Source organism: Planococcus antarcticus DSM 14505 (assembly GCF_001687565.2).
GTDB classification, from domain to species: domain Bacteria; phylum Bacillota; class Bacilli; order Bacillales_A; family Planococcaceae; genus Planococcus; species Planococcus antarcticus.
The window spans coordinates 2191715-2210847 of the sequence record NZ_CP016534.2 but is presented as its reverse complement, the minus strand read 5'-3'; the positions used below and the strand labels follow the sequence as shown (position 1 = coordinate 2210847).

The window sequence follows — 19133 nt, the reverse complement described above, 5'->3', positions numbered from 1 at the left end:
GAAAAAATTTGATCAATTTAGCAAATCGTGTAAAAAATTTAACACCTTCTACAACTTTGGCAATCACTGCAAAAGCGAACGAATTGAAAGCACAAGGAGTGGACGTCATCGGTTTGGGAGCCGGGGAACCGGACTACAACACACCGGCAAACATCCTCGAAGCCGCCTACCAGTCAATGAAAGAAGGCAAGACTAAATATACGCCAGCAGGTGGACTGCCGGCATTGAAAGAAGCCATCATCCATAAACTTCAAAGAGATCAGCAGTTGAGCTATCAGCCGAATGAGGTTATGGTCGGCGTCGGTGCGAAGCATGTACTATATACCTTATTCCAAGTATTGTTGAATGAAGGCGATGAAGTGATTATCCCGATTCCGTATTGGGTCAGTTATCCGGAACAGGTGAAACTGGCACAGGGCGTTCCTGTATACATAGAAGCGACTTCCAGCCAGGACTACAAAATCACGCCTCAGCAATTGAGAGAAGCTGTGACAGACCGGACAAAAGCTGTCATCATCAACTCGCCGAGCAACCCGACAGGCATGATTTATTCAAAAGAGGAATTGGAGGCACTGGCGCAGGTCAGCCGCGAGTTTGATATTTTAGTCGTCTCGGATGAAATTTATGAAAAATTAATCTATGGGGATGTTGAACATACTTCAATCGCTACTCTTTCGGAAGATGCAAAAAAACGCACAATTGTGATCAATGGTGTTTCAAAATCCCACTCGATGACTGGATGGCGTATCGGCTATGCAGCTGGCGACGCCAAACTGATCAAAGCTATGACAGACTTGGCAAGCCATTCTACGTCGAATCCGACAACCACATCGCAATATGCGGCGATTGAAGCCTATAACGGGCCACAGGACACAGTAGAGGAAATGCGTCGGGCATTTGAAGGGCGCTTAGATGTTATTTTCCCGAAACTCCAGGCAATTCCAGGTTTCAAAGTACTACGGCCACAAGGTGCGTTTTATCTGTTGCCAGATGTTTCAGAAGCAGCAGAAAAAACGGGTTACTCGTCAGTTGATGATTTCGTGACGGCTTTATTGACAGAAGCGAACGTAGCGGTCATCCCGGGTTCAGGATTTGGCGCACATTCGACAATCCGCTTGTCCTATGCCACGTCGCTTGAAACGTTGACCACAGCTGTAGAACGGATCCATCAATTCGTGTCATCAAAATGGAAAGACTAAGACAACATTAATCTTTGGAGGCTATCGCTGGATGAAAAAAATTACCATTGCCGAAATGGCTAAATATAATGGACAAACAGTTAAATTAGGAGCTTGGATCGCCAATAAGCGTTCAAGTGGAAAAATTGCGTTCTTGCAATTGCGCGACGGTTCTGGTTTCGTACAGGGCGTTGTCGTAAAAGCTGAAGTCGGTGACGAAATTTTTGCAGCAGCGAAAGCGTTGACGCAGGAAACTTCTCTTTATGTAACAGGACAAGTAAAAGAAGATGAGCGTTCTGCATTTGGTTACGAGCTGGCTGTAACAAACATCGAAGTGATCCAAGAAGCAAAGGATTTCCCAATTACACCAAAAGAGCATGGCACGGAATTCCTGATGGATAACCGTCATCTATGGCTGCGTTCACGCAGACAGCATGCCATCATGAAAATCCGCAACGAAATCATTCGTGCAACTTATGAGTTTTTCAATGAAAATGGATTTGTAAAAGTAGATCCCCCAATTTTGACGGGGTCGTCTCCAGAAGGGACATCCGAATTGTTCGCAACGAAATATTTTGAAGAAGACGCATATTTGTCGCAGTCGGGCCAGCTCTACATGGAAGCTGCTGCAATGGCGCTCGGAAAAGTATTTTCGTTCGGTCCGACTTTTCGTGCAGAAAAATCCAAAACACGCCGCCATCTCATCGAATTTTGGATGATTGAACCTGAAATGGCATTTGTAGAGCATGCAGAAAGCCTAGAAGTGCAGGAGCAATATGTTTCCCATGTTGTCCAGTCCGTATTGAACAACTGCAAATTAGAATTGGAGCGTTTGGAGAGAGACGTATCGAAACTTGAAAAAATAAAAGCACCGTTTCCGCGCGTTTCCTATGATGACGCTATTATATGGCTCAATGAAAATGGCTTTAATGATATCAAATGGGGAGAAGATTTTGGTGCGCCGCATGAAACGGCATTGGCAGAAAGTTATGATATGCCAATTTTCATCACTAATTATCCAATCGGCATCAAACCGTTCTATATGCAGCCGCACCCGGAACGCGACGATGTCGTGCTGTGTGCAGATATGATCGCACCCGAAGGCTACGGAGAAATCATCGGTGGATCTGAGCGGATCCATGATTATGACTTGATGAAACAACGGATTCAAGAACATGGTTTAGATGAAGACGCCTACGCCTGGTATTTAGATCTAAGCAAATACGGAGCAGTTCCACATTCCGGATTCGGCTTGGGACTTGAACGGACGGTCGCATGGATCAGTGGCGTTGAACACGTCAGAGAGTCAATTCCGTTCCCTCGTCTATTAAACAGGTTATACCCTTAAAAAAAATGAATGGAAAGGTGGTTGGGATATGATACAACCTAATCGACTGCAAACATGGATCGAGCATGGGAATGTTAACATTTCCCAGCTTTTTTTTCAGTTTTACAAAGAACTGAAGATTACAGATGAAGAAGCCATGCTACTCATGCACATCCAAGCATTTCAACAAACCGGAAACCAGTTTCCAACGCCTGATGAAATTGGTGCACGCATGATGACTTCGCAAAAAAGTGTAACAACCATGCTTCAAAAATTGATGCAGCAAGGATATTTAGCCATTGAACAAACGACTGAAAATGATGTCCTGACAGAAATCATTTCGCTTCAGCCTTTATGGGATCGATTGTTAGACTGTGTATTTAAAGAGCAGCATGAAGTGAAGGAAAACAGCCAAAAGGAGTTGGAAGGGGAAATCTTCCAATTGTTCGAACAGGAATTTGGACGATTCCTATCTCCAATGGAAATTGAGACTATTTCGATGTGGATGGACCAGGACGGCCATACACCGGAAGTAATTCGGATGGCGCTGAAAGAAGCGGTTATTTCGCAAAAAATCAGCCTGCGTTATGTGGATCGGATCCTATTCGAATGGAAAAAGAAGAACATAACAACCTCTACTCAGGTAACTAAACACGCAAGCTCTTTCAGAGAGAAAAATATTCGGATTCAGCCGACAGAGAACGTTGCGAAAAAAGTTCAGTTTTACAATTGGCTGGAAGACCGCAATTAGAAGGTGAATTGGATGATGTCTAAAAAAGAATGGCTTGTCTGTCTCGAAGAGATGGACTTGATGTTTCCCAACGCTCATTGTGAATTGGTACACCGCAATCCGTTTGATTTATTGATTGCGACGCTCCTATCCGCACAATGTACAGACAAGCTGGTGAACAGGGTGACCGCTGATTTATTCCGTAAATACCATACGCCCGAGGATTATGTGTCGGTTTCTTTGGAGGAATTGCAGCAGGATATTCGCTCAATCGGTTTGTTTCGCAATAAAGCGAAAAACATCCAGGCGCTTAGCCGAATCCTGATCGATGAACAAGGCGGCATCGTACCGGCTGACCGCGACCTCCTGATGACGCTGCCGGGAGTTGGACGTAAAACGGCAAATGTAGTAGTTTCAGTGGCTTTTGGAATTCCAGCTCTGGCAGTGGATACCCATGTAGAACGCGTCGCTAAACGTCTGGGTTTGAATCGATGGAAAGATAATCCGCTTCAAGTGGAAGAAACCATCATGAAAAAAACACCGGCAGACGACTGGTCGAAAACGCATCACCAAATCATCTTTTTTGGCCGCTATCACTGCAAATCACAGAAACCTGGATGCCACATCTGCCCATTGTTTGATCGATGCCGGGAAGGGCAGAAGCGACAGAAAAAAGGACTCATCAAACGTGAAATTGTCACAGAAGTTAACTAAAGAACAGCTTGATCCGCATTTTTTGAAATGGGATAGAATTGCGGTAGATTTGGCTAAGCTTCACAGCCAGCGGGATAAAAGGGCGAAAGATGCCATTCAGGAAGGTCTTAAAGTGTATACTCACTTATTGGCTCATTGTCGCGATGCGTTGAAGGATGAAGAATTCGAGCCGTTAAATGGTTCAGAGCGCCTGTCGTTTGTCGAAGATTCTGCTGGTACGTATGCTGCTTACCGTCAGTTGGATAAGCTGTTCGCGGAACTGAAAAAAACCATTGCGAGAAAGCGAATCGAACTCAAACGTTTAACCAAATAGAGCGAGAAAACCCCCGAATGCCTATGCATTTGGGGGTTTTTGATGGGTTAGTTGTTATCTTCGTTGATGCTATCGCCATTTTGGCCATTGTCATTGCTGCTATTACCATCATCATTTTCATTTCTATTCGACTTGCCGCTGCTATTGACAGAAGGGGTTACATTTTCTTCTTCTTCAGTTGGATCTTCCGGTACGTCAATCGGCGCATCTTCAGCCGGTTCTTCTTCAACTGGCTCTTCTTCAACGGGTTCTTCTTCAACCGGTTCTTCTTCAACTGGCTCTTCTTCAACTGGCTCTTCTTCAACTGGCTCTTCTTCAACTGGCTCTTCTTCAACGGGTTCTTCTTCAACCGGTTCTTCTTCAACTGGCTCTTCAGCCGGTTCTTCTTCAGGTTCCTCGGGAGCTGCAGCAACTTCTACTACAGTCGAAGCTGGATCACTTCGCTGCGTGCTGTTAACAGCCACAACGCGGAAAGTATAGCTCTTTCCTTCTTCCAGTCCGTTAAAAGTATAAGACTGGCTTGAAGAGGTATTAAGTACAGTGCGAGATCCATCAACTTCTACGGACACTTCAAACGACACATCATTATCACTATAGTTCCAGGATAACTCAGCTGAATCGCCTTCAACAGTTGCGCGCAATCTGGTTGGTGTATCCAAGTCTTCTACAATATAGCGTTGTGATACTGAATTCGGTTCCGTGCCACGTGCAAACAGTTCAGAACTTCTCAAGCTGTATGGCGTAAAGGCGCTGGCCAGTTTTAATGGTTCAGAGCCCACTTCAACGACTTGTTCAGTTACGGACTCTGGCTGTTCAAAACGTGCTGTTTCAGGAGATGAAATCTCTGACATGACATTTTTGAACAAACGTTGAGATAACAGACGTTCATTAGATGCTGTGTCAATTGGTGTTTTACGGTCAGGGTAACCGCTCCAAACTGAAATGGAGTAGTCTGTTGTATAACCCGCAAACCATACATCTAGCGCAGAGCTCGAGTCTAGTCCAAATTCTTCAAGTTTTTCAGCGGAGTAATTGGTAGTACCGGTTTTTCCAGCCATGTCAAGTCCATTGATGGCGACTTCTTTACCGGTAGCGCCAGGGACATTTAAGTCTACAACATCTCTTAACATATCAGTGACCATGAACGCCGTACTGTCCTTCATTGCCTGAACCGGTTCAGGTGCTACAACTTGTTCAGTAGAACCGTCTCGAAAAACAATCTTTTTAATAGTATGCGGTTTGTTAAATTCACCTTGATTTCCAAAGGTCGCATAGGCACCTGCCATTTCAACAGTAGAAAAATTAGCAGCTCCTAAAGCTGTAGATTCATAAATGTTTTCCATATTAAGGCCAATCTTGCTCATGAATTCGCCTGCATTTTCTGTATCGACTTCCTGCAGAGTCTTAACAGCAGGAATGTTGCGTGACCGATAAAGCGCTTCGCGGATGGTCATAGTCCCAAGGAATTCCCCATCGACATTGCGAATTTCCTGGTCGTTATCTTCATAGGAATATGGTTCATCCACCACTGTCTGGCCAGTGGACCAATCCAAGTATTCGATGGCGGGTCCATAATCCAATAATGGTTTAATGGTTGATCCGACAGCGCGGTCTTTAGCTGTTGCATAATTATGACGGACATCGCCGGTATATTCACGTGCCGCACCAACCGCGCTAATTCCGCCAGTTTTGGTGTCTACGACGGTCATAGCAGATTGGACAGTGTCATCGAAAAATAAATCAGAAGCCATGGCTTCATTTACTTTTGTTTGGACATAAGGTTCCAATGTGGTGTAGATTGTCAAGCCTTCATCCAACGAGTAATCGCCTTCCAACGCTTCGAGTTCGTCTTCAACCATTTCCATGAATACCGTATATTCAACATTCGGTGTTTGCTGTTGGCGTTCGCCTTCAGGCACTAATGAATCGGCAACAGGAACTGCTTGTGCTTGCTCTTTTTCTTCTGTGCTGATTTTTTCGTGCTGATCCATCAGGCTTAAGACAACATTGCGTCGTTCTTCAGCACGTTCAGGATTTTTGAATGGGTTGTAGCCATTCGGGCTTTGCGGCATTCCTGCAAGCAAGGCTGTTTCAGAAAGAGTCAGCTCACTCAACGGTTTGCCATAGAAATATTCTGAGGCTGTCCCAAAGCCGTAAATATTACCGGACATTAAGATTTTATTGAAGTACATTTCGAATATTTCTTCTTTTTCGTATTCCTGCTCCAACTTGAACGCGAGGTATGCTTCCTGAGCTTTTCTTTTTAAGGTCTTGTCATTAGTTAAAAAAGAATTTTTGATGACCTGCTGGGTGATGGTACTCGCTCCTTGAGAGCCGAAGCCACCTGTGATATTAGCGATGACAGCACCACCCAGTCGAATAACATCGATTCCGGAGTGTTCATAAAAACGGTTATCTTCGGTTGCTAAAATAGCAGCTTCCATCGATTTCGGAATGTCTTCGTAATTTACATACTCACGGTTCTCTGCGGTGATATAGGGGATTTCCGTCTCGCCATCCGCTGCATAGAAAGTTGGACTGATTGGATCACGTAGCAGTTCTTCGTCAATCTCCGGTGCGCTGCTCGCATAAAATACAAACAGGGAAGCTCCGAAAACAAAACCTGCTATACCAATGGCCACAATAGCTAGTACGATGCGTTTTATCCAGGTTACTGCAGGAGATTTCTTTTTCTTTTTATTATTGGTTTTCTTTTGTCGTTCAATTGCTTTGCGGCGTTCTTCACGCGAAATTTGCTTATCGCTCAAGATCGGTTCCTCACTTTCGTATATATGATGCTGCTTAAAGCTTGCTCAGAAGAGGTAAATAATCGATGCGGGGAAATGCTCCAGTTGCTATTTCAAATGAAGTTTCTTCAATTTCCTGCAAAGTAACCGACTTTCTTCCGCCTGTGATCATTCGGTTCCAAAACACTTCAAGTTCTCCATAAGGCATGATGAAATACCGCTGGCAAGAAGAAAATCGGATGATCATGAACGCCATCCCTTTTTGCTTGACCACTTGGGACATGTGGTGAATCTGATGATCGTGAATATTCTTCAGCGGGAATGAGGTTTTGCTTTCTGTTTCTTTTGCTTCAAAGTCGATGTAACGGCCATTCCAAACGCCGTTATAATCTGTCGTAGATGGGGCCTGGAAATAAGCTTCCCGAATTACAGCAGCACTTCTGGAAGGATATTCTACTTTGACAATTTGAAGAGGTACCGGCTTCTTGTGGATGACAGCCAATCCCAGCTGAAGGTAATAATCATTGGTTTCGTTCAATTCGTCTTCCAATGTCTTGCCGCGGTTACTGAAGGAAAAATCCTTCTTTTTTTTTGAAGTTGACTGTCCTTTGACAGGCTGATTTTTTGAAGGACTGAATTTTTTTCCGTTCGGGTAATTGATTGCCATTGTGATACACCTCGCTTACTTTATCATATCACAAGCTTTTAGACGACTGATATGATGAAAGGTTTCAACAATTTGCGTTGAGTTAATGCTCCTCGCTTGTTGGTATTTCTCAAAGCAGTTCTGTACATTTAGTTCCGCAGTGTGTGGACATAAAGAGCAGTGGGTAAGTTCTTGTCATTCACAATGCTGCTAGCGTGAGTTCGATCGTCGTATTGCTTACGCTGTATACTATTCTTTGAAAAACAGTAAACCATTGGCTTGCTTTTAATCCACAGCATATCTCAGCGGCTTTTAGGAAATGCTCTTTTGATTCATTTTCTATACATTCTCTAATGATAGCGGATTTCTCCTCTTGTTCCAACTGGAAGGAATGTCTGTTCGATAAAAGTCGTGTCGTTTTGTTGAATATGATAAACTAATGACAATGGAGGGGTTGCAAAATGACAGTTAGAGAACTCTCTTCTGCATTATACGACGAATGTGGAAAATGCCTGGACCGGTTTTATGAAATGCGTGAAACGGACGCGGTCCCGGATTTTTATGAAGATGTTAAACCATATGCAGATTACTGGCACAGCAAAATAAATGAATGGCAAAAGGAATCGCTGCTGTATATTCAGCAGGAACGGCCGAAGTATGCCCACAAGCCAACAATCGACACAGCGGCGGAAGGCATGACTCAGTTTTTTGTTCAGAGCTTCTATAAAGAGACCAGCAAGAAACGCTTTATTCAGACAATACAGGCGGCACAGTACACGCTCCAGACTTTTATACTGGCCATAGACGAAAAGAGTGCCAAGCATGATTAAGCGAAAAACTTTGCCAGCATTAATGGAAGAATGGAAAACAGAACCGGACATGATGGAACGGATCGTTCATTGGCACACGAGACAAGAAAAATCTGCACAATATGCCGAGTTTCCTCCGGAAATGCACAGCAGCCTAAAGGCAGCTTTACGAAAAAAAGGTATTGAGCAAGTGTATACCCATCAGCGCGAAGCGTTCGATTTGGCGACAGCTGGAAATTCCTTTACGGCAGTTACGCCGACAGCATCGGGCAAGTCTTATTGCTATCACTTGCCAGTGTTGCACAAGATTTTAAATGATCCCGGTGCACGTGCCTTGTACTTATTTCCAACAAAAGCATTAGCGCAAGATCAGAAAAGCGATTTGCATGATTTGATTGAAAAAACGGAAGAAGCCATTTTGTCATATACTTACGACGGGGACACTTCACCCGCAATACGTACAAAGGTACGCAAAGCGGGACAGATTGTCATGACCAACCCGGACATGCTGCATTCCGCCATCTTGCCGCATCATACAAAATGGGTCTCACTTTTTGAGAACCTTCATTACATTGTCATCGATGAACTGCATACTTATAAAGGGATATTTGGTACACATGTAGCGCATGTCATTCGCAGGCTGAAACGAATTTGTAAGTTTTATGGAAGCAATCCGGTCTTTATTTGCACATCCGCTACGATTGCCAATCCTAAAGAGCTAGCAGAAAATCTGACGAACAGTTCACATAAGCTAATTGATCAAAATGGTGCACCTTCCGGCAAAAAGCATATCGTTTTTTACAATCCGCCGATTATCCATCCGACTTTCGGCGTCCGCAGAAGCGCCGTACTGGAAGTCCGCGACCTTGCCACTCACTTGATAAAAAACGGCATCCAGACAATCGTGTTTGCCAAAAGCCGTGTCCGTGTCGAAATGTTGGTGACCTATTTGCAGGCGATCACCAAGATGAAGCTGCAAGATGACTCGATCAAAGGTTATCGCGGAGGTTATTTGCCGACAGAGCGGCGAGCTATCGAAAAAGGATTGCGCGACGGCTCGATCAAATGCGTGGTGTCCACTAATGCCCTGGAACTTGGTGTTGATATCGGCCAACTTCAGGCGTGCATCATGACGGGGTATCCCGGTAATATTGCTAGCGCCTGGCAACAGGCAGGACGTGCAGGGCGACGTCAGGATGAATCCTTGGTTATTTATGTGGCCCAATCCACTGCGCTCGACCAATACATTATCAATCATCCGGAATATTTGCTGGACCAGTCGCCAGAAGAAGCGCGCATCCATCCGGAAAACATCATCATTCTGATGGACCACTTAAAATGTGCTTCTTTTGAACTGCCATTTCGGATTGATGATCAATACGGGGAATTTGAAGTCCAGGAACTGCTTGAGTATCTTCAGGAAGAAGGCGTACTCGTTCGCACGTCAGATCGTTGGCATTGGATGAGCGACCGTTTTCCGGCACACGATATATCTCTGCGCTCCGCTTCACAAGAAAATGTCGTAATCATCGACCAGTCTGTTCCTGCGGATACGCGCGTAATTGGAGAAATGGACCGCTTTAGTGCCATGACCTTATTGCACGAAGAAGCAATTTACCTGCATCAGGGCACACAGTTTCAAGTAGAAATTCTAGACTGGGAAGAAAAGAAAGCTTATGTCAGAGAAGTCGATGTTGATTATTTCACGGATGCCAATCTAGCGGTGGAATTAAAAGTGATGAGTGAAGACAAAGACAAGAAAATGAACGGCTCGGAAGTTTTCTATGGCGATATCGCTGTCCTCGCGATGCCAACTATATTCAAGAAAATCCGTTTTGATTCGCATGACAATATCGGCTCTGGTCCGATTTCGCTGCCAGCAGAAGAGCTTCATACTTCGTCCACTTGGTTGAGTTTTACGAAACCAGAAGATTTTTCGGAGGCGGAATTGTCAGACACAATGACCGGGGCAGCCTATGCTATCGAGTCATTCATTCCAATATTCGTTCAATGTGACCGTCGGGATGTCCATGTCGTGCCTCAAGTGAAATCTCCACACAACGACATGCCGTCTTTTTTCATACACGATTCTTACCCAGGTGGCATTGGCATCAGCGAACGGATCTACGACCTATGGCAGCCTTTGCTTGATAAAGCGCAGCAACACGTCTCCGAGTGTCCGTGCCTTGACGGGTGCCCATCATGTATTGGTGCACAAGATGCCGCTGTCAGCATGAAGAGCCATGTTATTCGGATGTTGGATGAGCTTCGTAAAGAGGAGTGAAGAGGAATGTCGTTTGAAAACAAACTTCTCCAGATGAAAGGCCTGCTGAAAAAACAGCCAGCCAAAAAACAGCAGCCGAGAGCCGCAGAACGGCCGCTGCATGAAGACAAATGGAATAAAATAGGACTTGAGCTTGTCGAGAATAAATTCGGCTACGTATTCCGGAAGAAAATCATCTATCCGTTCGATACACGTCATGGTTTGGTGGTTTTGAGTGAACTAGATCCCGTGCTAAAGGCATGGGGAAATGTGGATTTCGAACATCCCTTCAAGCTGAAAGAACAGGACCCACTCGTTTTTTTTGATACGGAAACGACGGGACTTAGTGGAACCGGTGCCTATATCTTTTTAATCGGTCTATTGGTAAAGCGAAGCGACCATTTTGAAATGATGCAATATATCATGCCGGATCCCTCACAAGAAGCTGCGTTTCTCTATGAAACAGGTTTATGGAAAACGGATGATCCAATCATCTTTTCCTATAACGGCAAAAGTTTTGACTGGCCTCAGCTGACATCTCGTTGGACTATGCACCGGCAGATTTTGCCGAAGTTGCCGGTTCCGCGCCAAATCGATTTGTTTCATGGTACTAAACGGATTTGGAAAAACGAGCTGGCTCGCATGAAGCTGAGTACTATTGAAGAAGAGAAGTTGGGCTTCACGCGCGAAGGAGATGTACCAGGCTACTTGATTCCTGCCATCTATTTGGACGCAGTGAAAAGCGGTTTTCCAGATGGGCTGGCAAAAGTCCTCTATCATAATGAGTTGGATATCTTGTCGCTTGTATCGTTATATGTATTATCGTCTAATTTATTAATGGAAGATATGGAATCGGAAACGAGCGGCGCTTATACAAATATTGGGAAATGGTATGCGGACTTGAAACAGTTTGAGCAAAGTGCATTTTACCTCGAACACGTAACAGTTGAAAGAGGTGCTTCTTCTGCGTTAGCTCGCTATTTATTAGCCATTCAGAAAAAAAGAGTTGGACAGCATGAAGAAGCTGTCCAACTGTTTAAGGAAGCGGCACCTCATCTGCGGGGAAGCATTGAAGTAGAAGCATGGATCCATGCCGCTAAACTTTACGAGCATCAATTGCGCGATCTGGATCAGGCGGTGATCATGGCCAGTTTTGCGAGAGAAGCAAGCGAACACACGAAAGTGCGCCACTCACTCATTCAGGATATCCACAAAAGGCAGGCGCGCCTGGGAGAGAAAAAGCGAAAAAAACGTCCGGAAGTTGCAGAGAACTAAACACGAAAAAACTACCTTATGCTATACTTAGCATAAGGTAGTTTTTTTATGGAAGGACGATTGGAATGGACAATAAATTTACATCTAAAGATATATTGGAAAAAGATTTCAAAACAGCGATGCGCGGTTACAATCAAGACGAAGTAGACCATTTTCTGGATGAAGTCATACAGGATTATGAGGCTTTTGCGAAACGGATCGAACAACTTGAAAATGAAAACAAGCGCTTGCGTATGGAATTGGAAGATACTCCGAGAAAACAGGCGACACCGGCTCCAGGGACGACGAATTTCGATATCCTGCGCCGCTTGTCCCATTTGGAAAACCATGTATTTGGCAACAAGTTAGACAATAACTAAAACGATTGTTTTATTGTGCCAAATGACGTATACTTATAAAGCCATTTGAAATTCTGGCAATCGCTCTGACTTTTTGTCGGAGAGGAAAGTCCATGCTCGCACGGCTCTGAGATGACCGTAGTGATCGCGCTCAGTGAAACAATAAGCTGGGGCAGCTAGTAATAGCTGACGGCGGGTAGAACGCCTAAGTCTATGGATATGGCCTAAATACCCTGAAGGTGCCACAGTGACGGAGCTGTATAAGAAATTATGCAGGTGGAACGAGGTAAACCCCGCGAGCGAGAAACCCAAATTATGGTAGGGGCACTTTTCTGAAGGAAATGAACCGATGAAGAGGCAGGCACAAGCTTGCAGATAGATGGTTGCTGTCCACCAGTACGAGGTGCAAACCGCTTGAGTACGTGGAAACAAAACATGGCTTATAGAATTTCACATGGTCTTAAAATACTTACCAAAGGCTCTCCTGTCAGGGGAGCTTTTCTTCATATTATGAGATGAATTCTTATTAGAAATCTATATATTTTATTCTATTTAATTTAATGCCTGTTAGAGGCATCTATTTTTAAATGATACGACAAAAGATAACAGTACAATTGAAGATTTTAGAAGCACTACTATTGCGTGTAGATCGATAACGCTGTAATAGTGATATTTGATCGTAACGTTATGTTTAAGATAGGTAGCAAAACAGCGGAGACGCCTGCGGGAAAGCGAGACAGCCGAGACCCTGCAGGAGCGAAGTGGCTTGGCGCTCGCCCGCGGCAAGCGCAGCTGTTTTGCGGACTATCGACAGATTTAAAATAGTATATTAAACGAACACCGAAATCTGAAATAGTGAACAACTGGAGAGGGAGTCGTTATGACAACATTTAAATTGCTCGCAACAGCTGCAATGGGCCTTGAGTCGATCGTGGCAAACGAAGTAAAAGAATTAGGATATGAAACCGAAACCGAGAACGGCAAAGTATTTTTTGAAGGCAATGAACGAGATATCGCCAAGACAAATTTATGGTTGCGGACAGCTGACCGCGTCAAAATCATTGCTGGTGAATTCAATGCATACACATTTGATGAATTGTTTGAACGCACAAAAGAAATCGAGTGGGAAAAATTCCTTCCGGTAGATGCTGAATTTCCAGTTCAAGGGAAATCAGTTAAATCTACTTTGCATAGTGTTCCAAACTGCCAGTCAATCGTTAAAAAAGCAATTGTCGAGCGCCTAAAAAAAGCTTATCACCGCAATTCCTTTTTGGATGAAACAGGACCTCGCTTCAAAATTGAAGTGTCGATCCTAAAAGACAAAGTGCAATTATCTATCGATACGAGCGGAGCAGGTCTGCATAAACGAGGTTACCGTTTAGACCAAGGTGAAGCGCCTCTAAAAGAAACACTTGCTGCAGCACTTGTGAAATTATCAAGATGGACCCCTGACCGTCCATTCGTGGATCCATTTTGTGGTTCAGGAACAATTGTCATTGAAGCGGCGATGATTGGACAAAACTTGGCACCTGGCTATAACCGTGATTTCGATAGTGAAGAATGGCCATGGATTGGCCAAGAAATCTGGGATGAAGTCCGTGAAGAAGCGGAAGAGTTGGCAAATTATGACCAGCCCCTCCATATTGTTGGAACGGACATTGACCACCGCATGCTGAAAATTGCGGAAGAAAATGCCCGTGAAGCTGGCTTTGCTGACTTGATCCAATTCGAGCAACGACAGGTAAAGGATTTTATTGCAACTGAAGAAAACGGAGTTGTTGTCGGAAACCCACCATACGGGGAACGTCTTGGTGAAATTGAAATCATTGAAGAAATGATTGAGGATATGGGTCGCGTATTTGCCAAGCATCCAACATGGTCCATTTATATGTTGTCATCGATGGGGCGTTTTGAAACGCTGTACGGACAACCTGCTACGAAAAAACGTAAATTATTCAATGGATTCATCCGTACGGATCTTTTCCAATTCTGGGGAGAACGTTCTAAAAAATAAATGAGATGAGACGGGAGGGCAGCGGCTCTTCCGTTTCTCTGTGAGGAGAATTTATGAGACAACCACTACCATTTCCTTTAACAAAGGACAAAACTTTCTTTGAATCGCTCAATGACTGGATCGGCGATGTATTTTACGATGAACTGCCTGAAAAAGGCTATGACTTGCGTGATGAACAAATTTTCATGTCTTTCCAAATCGAACAGGCATTAAAAGAAAAGGCGGTGCTATTTGCAGAAGCAGGAGTAGGTACAGGAAAAACCATGGCTTATTTGTTGCCGGCCATCGCTTATGCACGCTATACCGGCAAACCGGCACTTATTTCATGCGCAGACGAAACACTGATCGAGCAATTAGTCAAAAAAGGCGGAGATGTCGACCGACTAAATGATTTGTTTGATTTGAATCTTGATGTGCGCTTGGCAAAATCACGTGACCAGTATTTATGTCTGCAGCGTCTAGAGGGTGCAAAAAAGCGCAGTGATGCCGATTTTCTTTATGATATCGAAGACAGCCTGCCGGAATTCGTCAACAAAACCTATTCTATGCAAAATACCTATCCTTACGGCGAGCGTTCAAGCTATCCGGAAGTCACAGATGAAGAATGGCAGCAGGTCAATTACCACCCGATCCAAAATTGCAATGCCTGCGAACTACGCAATAAATGCGGACAGACCATCCACCGAAACCATTATCGCCAGGCGACGGATCTGGTCATTTGCTCGCATGATTTCCTGATGGAGCATATTTGGACAAAAGAAACACGCAAACGCGAAGGGCAGACGCCACTGCTTCCTGAATTTTCTCAAATTGTGTTGGATGAAGGTCATCTGCTGGAATTTTCAGCACAACGTGCACTGACTTATGAAGTGCAAGAAAGTACGCTTCAGGACGTTACCGAAAGCATTCTTTCTGATGGTATGCGTGAAAAAACTTTGAACATGATCGAGCAGACGATCGATCTTCACAACGACTTTTTCCGTTTGCTGCGTATCCACACGGTCAAAAGTGATGAAGACCGGAAGGCAATTACCAAAGATCCGGAACTGGTTAATGTCGGCAATATGCTGATTCGCCACATCGACTTGATGATGGAGGAGTTTGTCTTTGAAGGTGAACTTTTCACTATTCCTGAATACGAACTGCGCCTGGCAGAGGAGTATTTCGAACAATATACTTTCTCGATGCGTTTATTTGTGGAAGAAGGCGACGCTGTTACGTGGCTGGAAATAAAAGACGAGATCGAGACGCTGGTCATCATGCCGCGACTCGTTACGGATATTTTGGACGAAAAGCTGTTTGATGGAAAAATTCCAATCATATTTTCTTCCGCTACCTTGTCGATTCAAAAAGATTTCACCTACTTGTCAGATAGTCTAGGAATCGATAAGTACCAGTCATTTTCCGTGCCATCTCCATTCGATTATGAGGATGTCATGAAAATTTTTAAACATCCATTAGAACAAAACCAAAAATTTGAACGAGTCTACGATTTATTCAGCACAGGCGATCAATCACTGGTATTGTTCACTTCGAAGATGGAAATGGACAATTTTAAGAAGTCGCTGCCTTTAGACCATCAATACGCCATTGAATTCGAAGGGGATCGTGAGCTGTCGACGGTTGTCAAGGAATTCCAGGAAGGCAAATTCCAAATTTTATGTTCGTATCATCTGTGGGAAGGACTAGATCTTCCCGGTGAAGCACTGACGAAAGTTATTGTCGTCGATTTGCCATTTCCACCGAAAGATCCTGTTTTTGACGCCAAGCGCAAATTCAGTAACAATCCGCTGGAAGAAATCGATTTGCCTTTCATGCAGCTACGTCTACAGCAAGGAATCGGCCGTCTGATCCGTACGTCTAATGATTATGGTGAAATCCATTTATTGCTCAATGAGGACGAATTGCGTGTAGAGCATCTATGGGAAACAATTCTTCCGGTTTCTGCTGAAAATTTTTAAGGCAATGCCATGCTTGTGATACGATAGTCTCATCAAACATTGGAGGGGTTTTTGTGTCACTCGAAAAGCAATTTACTGAACATTTTAGCAAAATCAAAGGTTATGAAGAAGCAATTGCGTTATTGTATTGGGATTTACGCACAGGTGCACCAAAAAAAGGAGTTGAATTGCGCTCTGAAAGCATTGGTACCTTGTCTGCCGAAGTATTCAATTTATCGACATCAGATGAATTCGGCGAATTGCTATCTTCTTTGGAAGCAGAACAGGCAACGTTGGATCCTTTTGTCCGGCGTTCCGTGGAAGAAGCTAGAAAAGAATATGATTTGAGCAAAAAAGTTCCTCCGGAAGAATATAAGAAATTCATCATTTTGAAATCCAAAGCAGAGTCGGTATGGGAAACTGCCAAAGAAGATTCGGACTTTTCTTTATTCCTTCCTTATCTGGATGAGTTGGTCAGCAGCACAAAAAAGATGATTGGCTACTGGGGTGAGAAAAACGGCAGTCCCTATAATACATTGCTCGATCAGTATGAACCCGGTATGACTACTGAAATTCTAGATGAAGTGTTTGGCAAGCTGCGTCAACGCATTGTGCCGCTGGTGCAAAAAATCGCGGCTTCACCGAATAAACCGAAAACGTCATTTTTATACGAGCATTTTCCAAAAGAGGCACAGCAAGATTTCAGCCGTCAAATGCTGGAACAGCTGGGCTATGATTTTGAAGCAGGAAGACTGGACGAAACAGTTCATCCATTCATGATCTCGATCAATCGACAGGATATTCGCGTAACGACGAAATACGACGAAGATGATTTCCGAACTGCTGTCTTCGGTACCATTCACGAAGGTGGCCACGCCATGTATGAGCAGAATTTGGGAGAGGCATTGTCAGGTCTTCCGATTGAAACAGGCGCATCGATGGGCATCCATGAGTCACAGTCCTTGTTTTGTGAGAACTTTATTGGCCGCAATGAACATTTCTGGCAACAAAATTTCAACTTGCTGAAAGAATATGCGCCTAAGCAGTTTGCCGATGTTGAATTGGTAGATTACGTGCGGGCAATCAATGAATCCAAACCTTCGTTGATACGCATCGAAGCAGACGAACTTTCTTATGCTCTGCATATTATGGTGCGCTATGAGCTTGAAAAAGGGCTATTTGACGGCGATCTCCAAGTTAGTGACTTGCCTAAGCTATGGAACGATAAATACGAAGAGTATTTGGGTGTACGACCTTCAAATGATGCAGAAGGTGTCTTGCAGGATGTTCACTGGGCAGGCGCGAGCTTCGGTTATTTCCCATCTTATGCACTTGGCTATATGTATGCCGCACAATTCAAGGGTGCCATGCTAAAGGATTTGCCGAATTTCGACGAGCTATTGGCGGAACGCAATATCAACCCGATCCGTGAATGGTTGACCAGCAATATCCATCACCATGGTGCTTTCAAAAAGCCATTGGATATTTTGAAGGATGTTACTGGAGAAGGATTGAATCCAGCTTATTTAGCTGAATACTTGGAAGAGAAGTATTCCAAGATTTATCAACTCGATAATTAAACTAAAGAAGCAGCTTTTTTATCTCAATAACAGTGGATAAACGAAAAAATCGCTCCAAACGGACGCTTTGGACCCACAGGACGTGGGTCATGCAACTGGCGCGACAGGGCGTCGCTTCACGGCTTCCGGTAGGAAAGATATTGAACGAAGAGAATTCGGGCAATGGCTTTTTGACGAAGCCACCGCAGCCACGCAGGAGCACTGGTTTTCAGGAGCTGGTTTGTGGAATATCGACAGGCTGAAATCATTAGTTCAACGTATATAAAAGTAATCATCAACCGCCGCGAATTTTTGTGGCGGTTTTTCGTAGCTTCAAGAATTGCAACTGGTAGTTCATTCTACTCGTTCTCTACTCCAACGCTTATCGGAACAATCTAGATGCTCGAATTTCTTATAGCGCAGGACAAATAGCGAATATTTTGATTATAATGAGAATGGAGGCGATAGATAATGTTGAAATCATTCAGTCTAGAAGGCAGGACAGCAATTGTAACAGGAGCAGGCAAAGGAATCGGAAAAGCGATTTCCATGGCGCTTGCAGAAGCAGGAGCCAATGTCATGTTGGTGGCGCGGACCCAATCAGATCTGCTTCAAACCCAGGAGGACATCGGCAACGACCGCACAGCCTATACGATTGCAGACATCACAAAGCGCAACAACATTCAGACTGCAGTAGAGGAAACGATGCAGCAATTTGGAGCAATTGACATTTTGGTCAATAATGCCGGTATGAATATCCGGTCTTCCTTAACTGATGCAACCGACGAGGAATGGCATAAAATTATGGATACCAACGCACAAAGTGTCTTTATGTTTTCGCAAGAAGCCGTCAAAAAAATGAACAGTGGCAGCTCCATCATCAACATCAGCTCAGTAGGAGGCGACCGTGCTTTGAAGACTGGTGTGATATACGCTGCTTCAAAAGCTGCAATTATCCAGATGACCAAAGTTATGGCCATGGAATGGGGACCAAAAAATATCCGAGTCAATGCGATCGGACCATGGTATTTTAAAACGCCTTTGACGGAAAAGATTTTAAGCAATCCGGAATACCTGGATTCCATACTGGCAGTAACTCCAATGAAACGTGTCGGAGAATTGCCGGAAGTAGCCTCGCCGGTCGTCTTTCTGGCTTCAGATGCGGCGAGCTACATTACCGGCCAGACGCTTTTCGTTGACGGCGGCATGTCCATCCACGGATTTTCATAAGAAAGACAGCATCCTTCCCAAAATCGGGAAGGATGTTTTTCGTTCTCCGA

16 protein-coding genes and 1 other RNA gene are annotated in these 19133 nt (G+C 44.2%); 15 read left to right on the top strand and 2 right to left on the bottom strand.

The genetic code is table 11. From position 1 onward, the window contains the following. Window positions 1–8 precede the first annotated feature (8 nt). The 5 genes from BBH88_RS11085 to BBH88_RS11065 are packed head-to-tail and all read left to right on the top strand — an operon-like array spanning window position 9 to window position 4262. Window positions 9–1199 (top strand): pyridoxal phosphate-dependent aminotransferase, encoded by a 1191-nt coding sequence (locus BBH88_RS11085; RefSeq protein WP_065536792.1) that lies wholly within the window; start codon window positions 9–11, stop codon window positions 1197–1199. 31 nt (window positions 1200–1230) lie between these two features. Further along, window positions 1231–2526, top strand: coding sequence for an asparagine--tRNA ligase (asnS, locus tag BBH88_RS11080; RefSeq protein WP_006829893.1), 1296 nt, complete (start codon window positions 1231–1233; stop codon window positions 2524–2526). A 28-nt stretch (window positions 2527–2554) separates the two neighbouring features. Next, window positions 2555–3256: a DnaD domain-containing protein gene (locus tag BBH88_RS11075; RefSeq protein WP_006829894.1), complete on the top strand. Its 702-nt coding sequence runs from the start codon at window positions 2555–2557 to the stop codon at window positions 3254–3256. A gap of 12 nt (window positions 3257–3268) precedes the next feature. Next, window positions 3269–3949, top strand: a complete 681-nt coding sequence (nth, locus tag BBH88_RS11070) for an endonuclease III (RefSeq protein ID WP_006829895.1) — start codon at window positions 3269–3271, stop codon at window positions 3947–3949. After that, the gene (locus BBH88_RS11065) at window positions 3924–4262 is read left to right on the top strand and encodes a YpoC family protein (protein WP_006829896.1); all 339 of its coding nucleotides are present in this window, start codon (window positions 3924–3926) and stop codon (window positions 4260–4262) included. Before nth ends, BBH88_RS11065 begins: the two co-directional genes overlap by 26 nt. 47 nt (window positions 4263–4309) lie before the next feature. On the opposite strand, the gene BBH88_RS11060 is transcribed toward BBH88_RS11065, so the two are convergent. Beyond that, complete coding sequence (locus BBH88_RS11060) at window positions 4310–7030, bottom strand: PBP1A family penicillin-binding protein (protein WP_006829897.1); 2721 nt, start codon at window positions 7028–7030, stop codon at window positions 4310–4312. A gap of 34 nt (window positions 7031–7064) precedes the next feature. After that, complete coding sequence (gene recU / locus BBH88_RS11055; protein WP_065536793.1) at window positions 7065–7676, bottom strand: Holliday junction resolvase RecU; 612 nt, start codon at window positions 7674–7676, stop codon at window positions 7065–7067. A gap of 440 nt (window positions 7677–8116) precedes the next feature. On the opposite strand from recU, the gene BBH88_RS11050 reads away from it, so the two are divergent. From BBH88_RS11050 to BBH88_RS11010, 10 genes are all read left to right on the top strand, one after another. Further along, window positions 8117–8485, top strand: a complete 369-nt coding sequence (locus BBH88_RS11050; RefSeq protein WP_006829899.1) for a YppE family protein — start codon at window positions 8117–8119, stop codon at window positions 8483–8485. Further along, window positions 8478–10748 (top strand): DEAD/DEAH box helicase, encoded by a 2271-nt coding sequence (locus BBH88_RS11045; protein WP_006829900.1) that lies wholly within the window; start codon window positions 8478–8480, stop codon window positions 10746–10748. The genes BBH88_RS11050 and BBH88_RS11045 overlap by 8 nt, the downstream gene beginning before the upstream one ends. 6 nt (window positions 10749–10754) lie before the next feature. Continuing rightward, window positions 10755–12002, top strand: coding sequence for a ribonuclease H-like domain-containing protein (locus BBH88_RS11040; RefSeq protein WP_006829901.1), 1248 nt, complete (start codon window positions 10755–10757; stop codon window positions 12000–12002). A 65-nt stretch (window positions 12003–12067) separates the two neighbouring features. After that, window positions 12068–12361, top strand: coding sequence for a cell division regulator GpsB (gene gpsB, locus BBH88_RS11035; protein WP_006829902.1), 294 nt, complete (start codon window positions 12068–12070; stop codon window positions 12359–12361). A 48-nt stretch (window positions 12362–12409) separates the two neighbouring features. Next, window positions 12410–12788: RNase P RNA component class B (rnpB, locus tag BBH88_RS11030), an RNA gene on the top strand. Between the two features lie 432 nt (window positions 12789–13220). Then, window positions 13221–14354 (top strand): THUMP domain-containing class I SAM-dependent RNA methyltransferase, encoded by a 1134-nt coding sequence (locus tag BBH88_RS11025; protein WP_006829903.1) that lies wholly within the window; start codon window positions 13221–13223, stop codon window positions 14352–14354. Between the two features lie 53 nt (window positions 14355–14407). After that, window positions 14408–16315 carry an ATP-dependent DNA helicase gene (locus BBH88_RS11020; RefSeq protein WP_065536794.1) on the top strand — a complete coding sequence of 636 codons (1908 nt, stop codon included), beginning with the start codon at window positions 14408–14410 and terminating at the stop codon, window positions 16313–16315. A 53-nt stretch (window positions 16316–16368) separates the two neighbouring features. Next, window positions 16369–17874 (top strand): carboxypeptidase M32, encoded by a 1506-nt coding sequence (locus tag BBH88_RS11015; protein WP_006829905.1) that lies wholly within the window; start codon window positions 16369–16371, stop codon window positions 17872–17874. 222 nt (window positions 17875–18096) lie between these two features. Continuing rightward, the gene (locus BBH88_RS19235; RefSeq protein ID WP_154669157.1) at window positions 18097–18252 is read left to right on the top strand and encodes a hypothetical protein; all 156 of its coding nucleotides are present in this window, start codon (window positions 18097–18099) and stop codon (window positions 18250–18252) included. A gap of 72 nt (window positions 18253–18324) precedes the next feature. Continuing rightward, window positions 18325–19083, top strand: a complete 759-nt coding sequence (locus BBH88_RS11010) for an SDR family NAD(P)-dependent oxidoreductase (RefSeq protein ID WP_006829906.1) — start codon at window positions 18325–18327, stop codon at window positions 19081–19083. Window positions 19084–19133 lie beyond the last annotated feature (50 nt).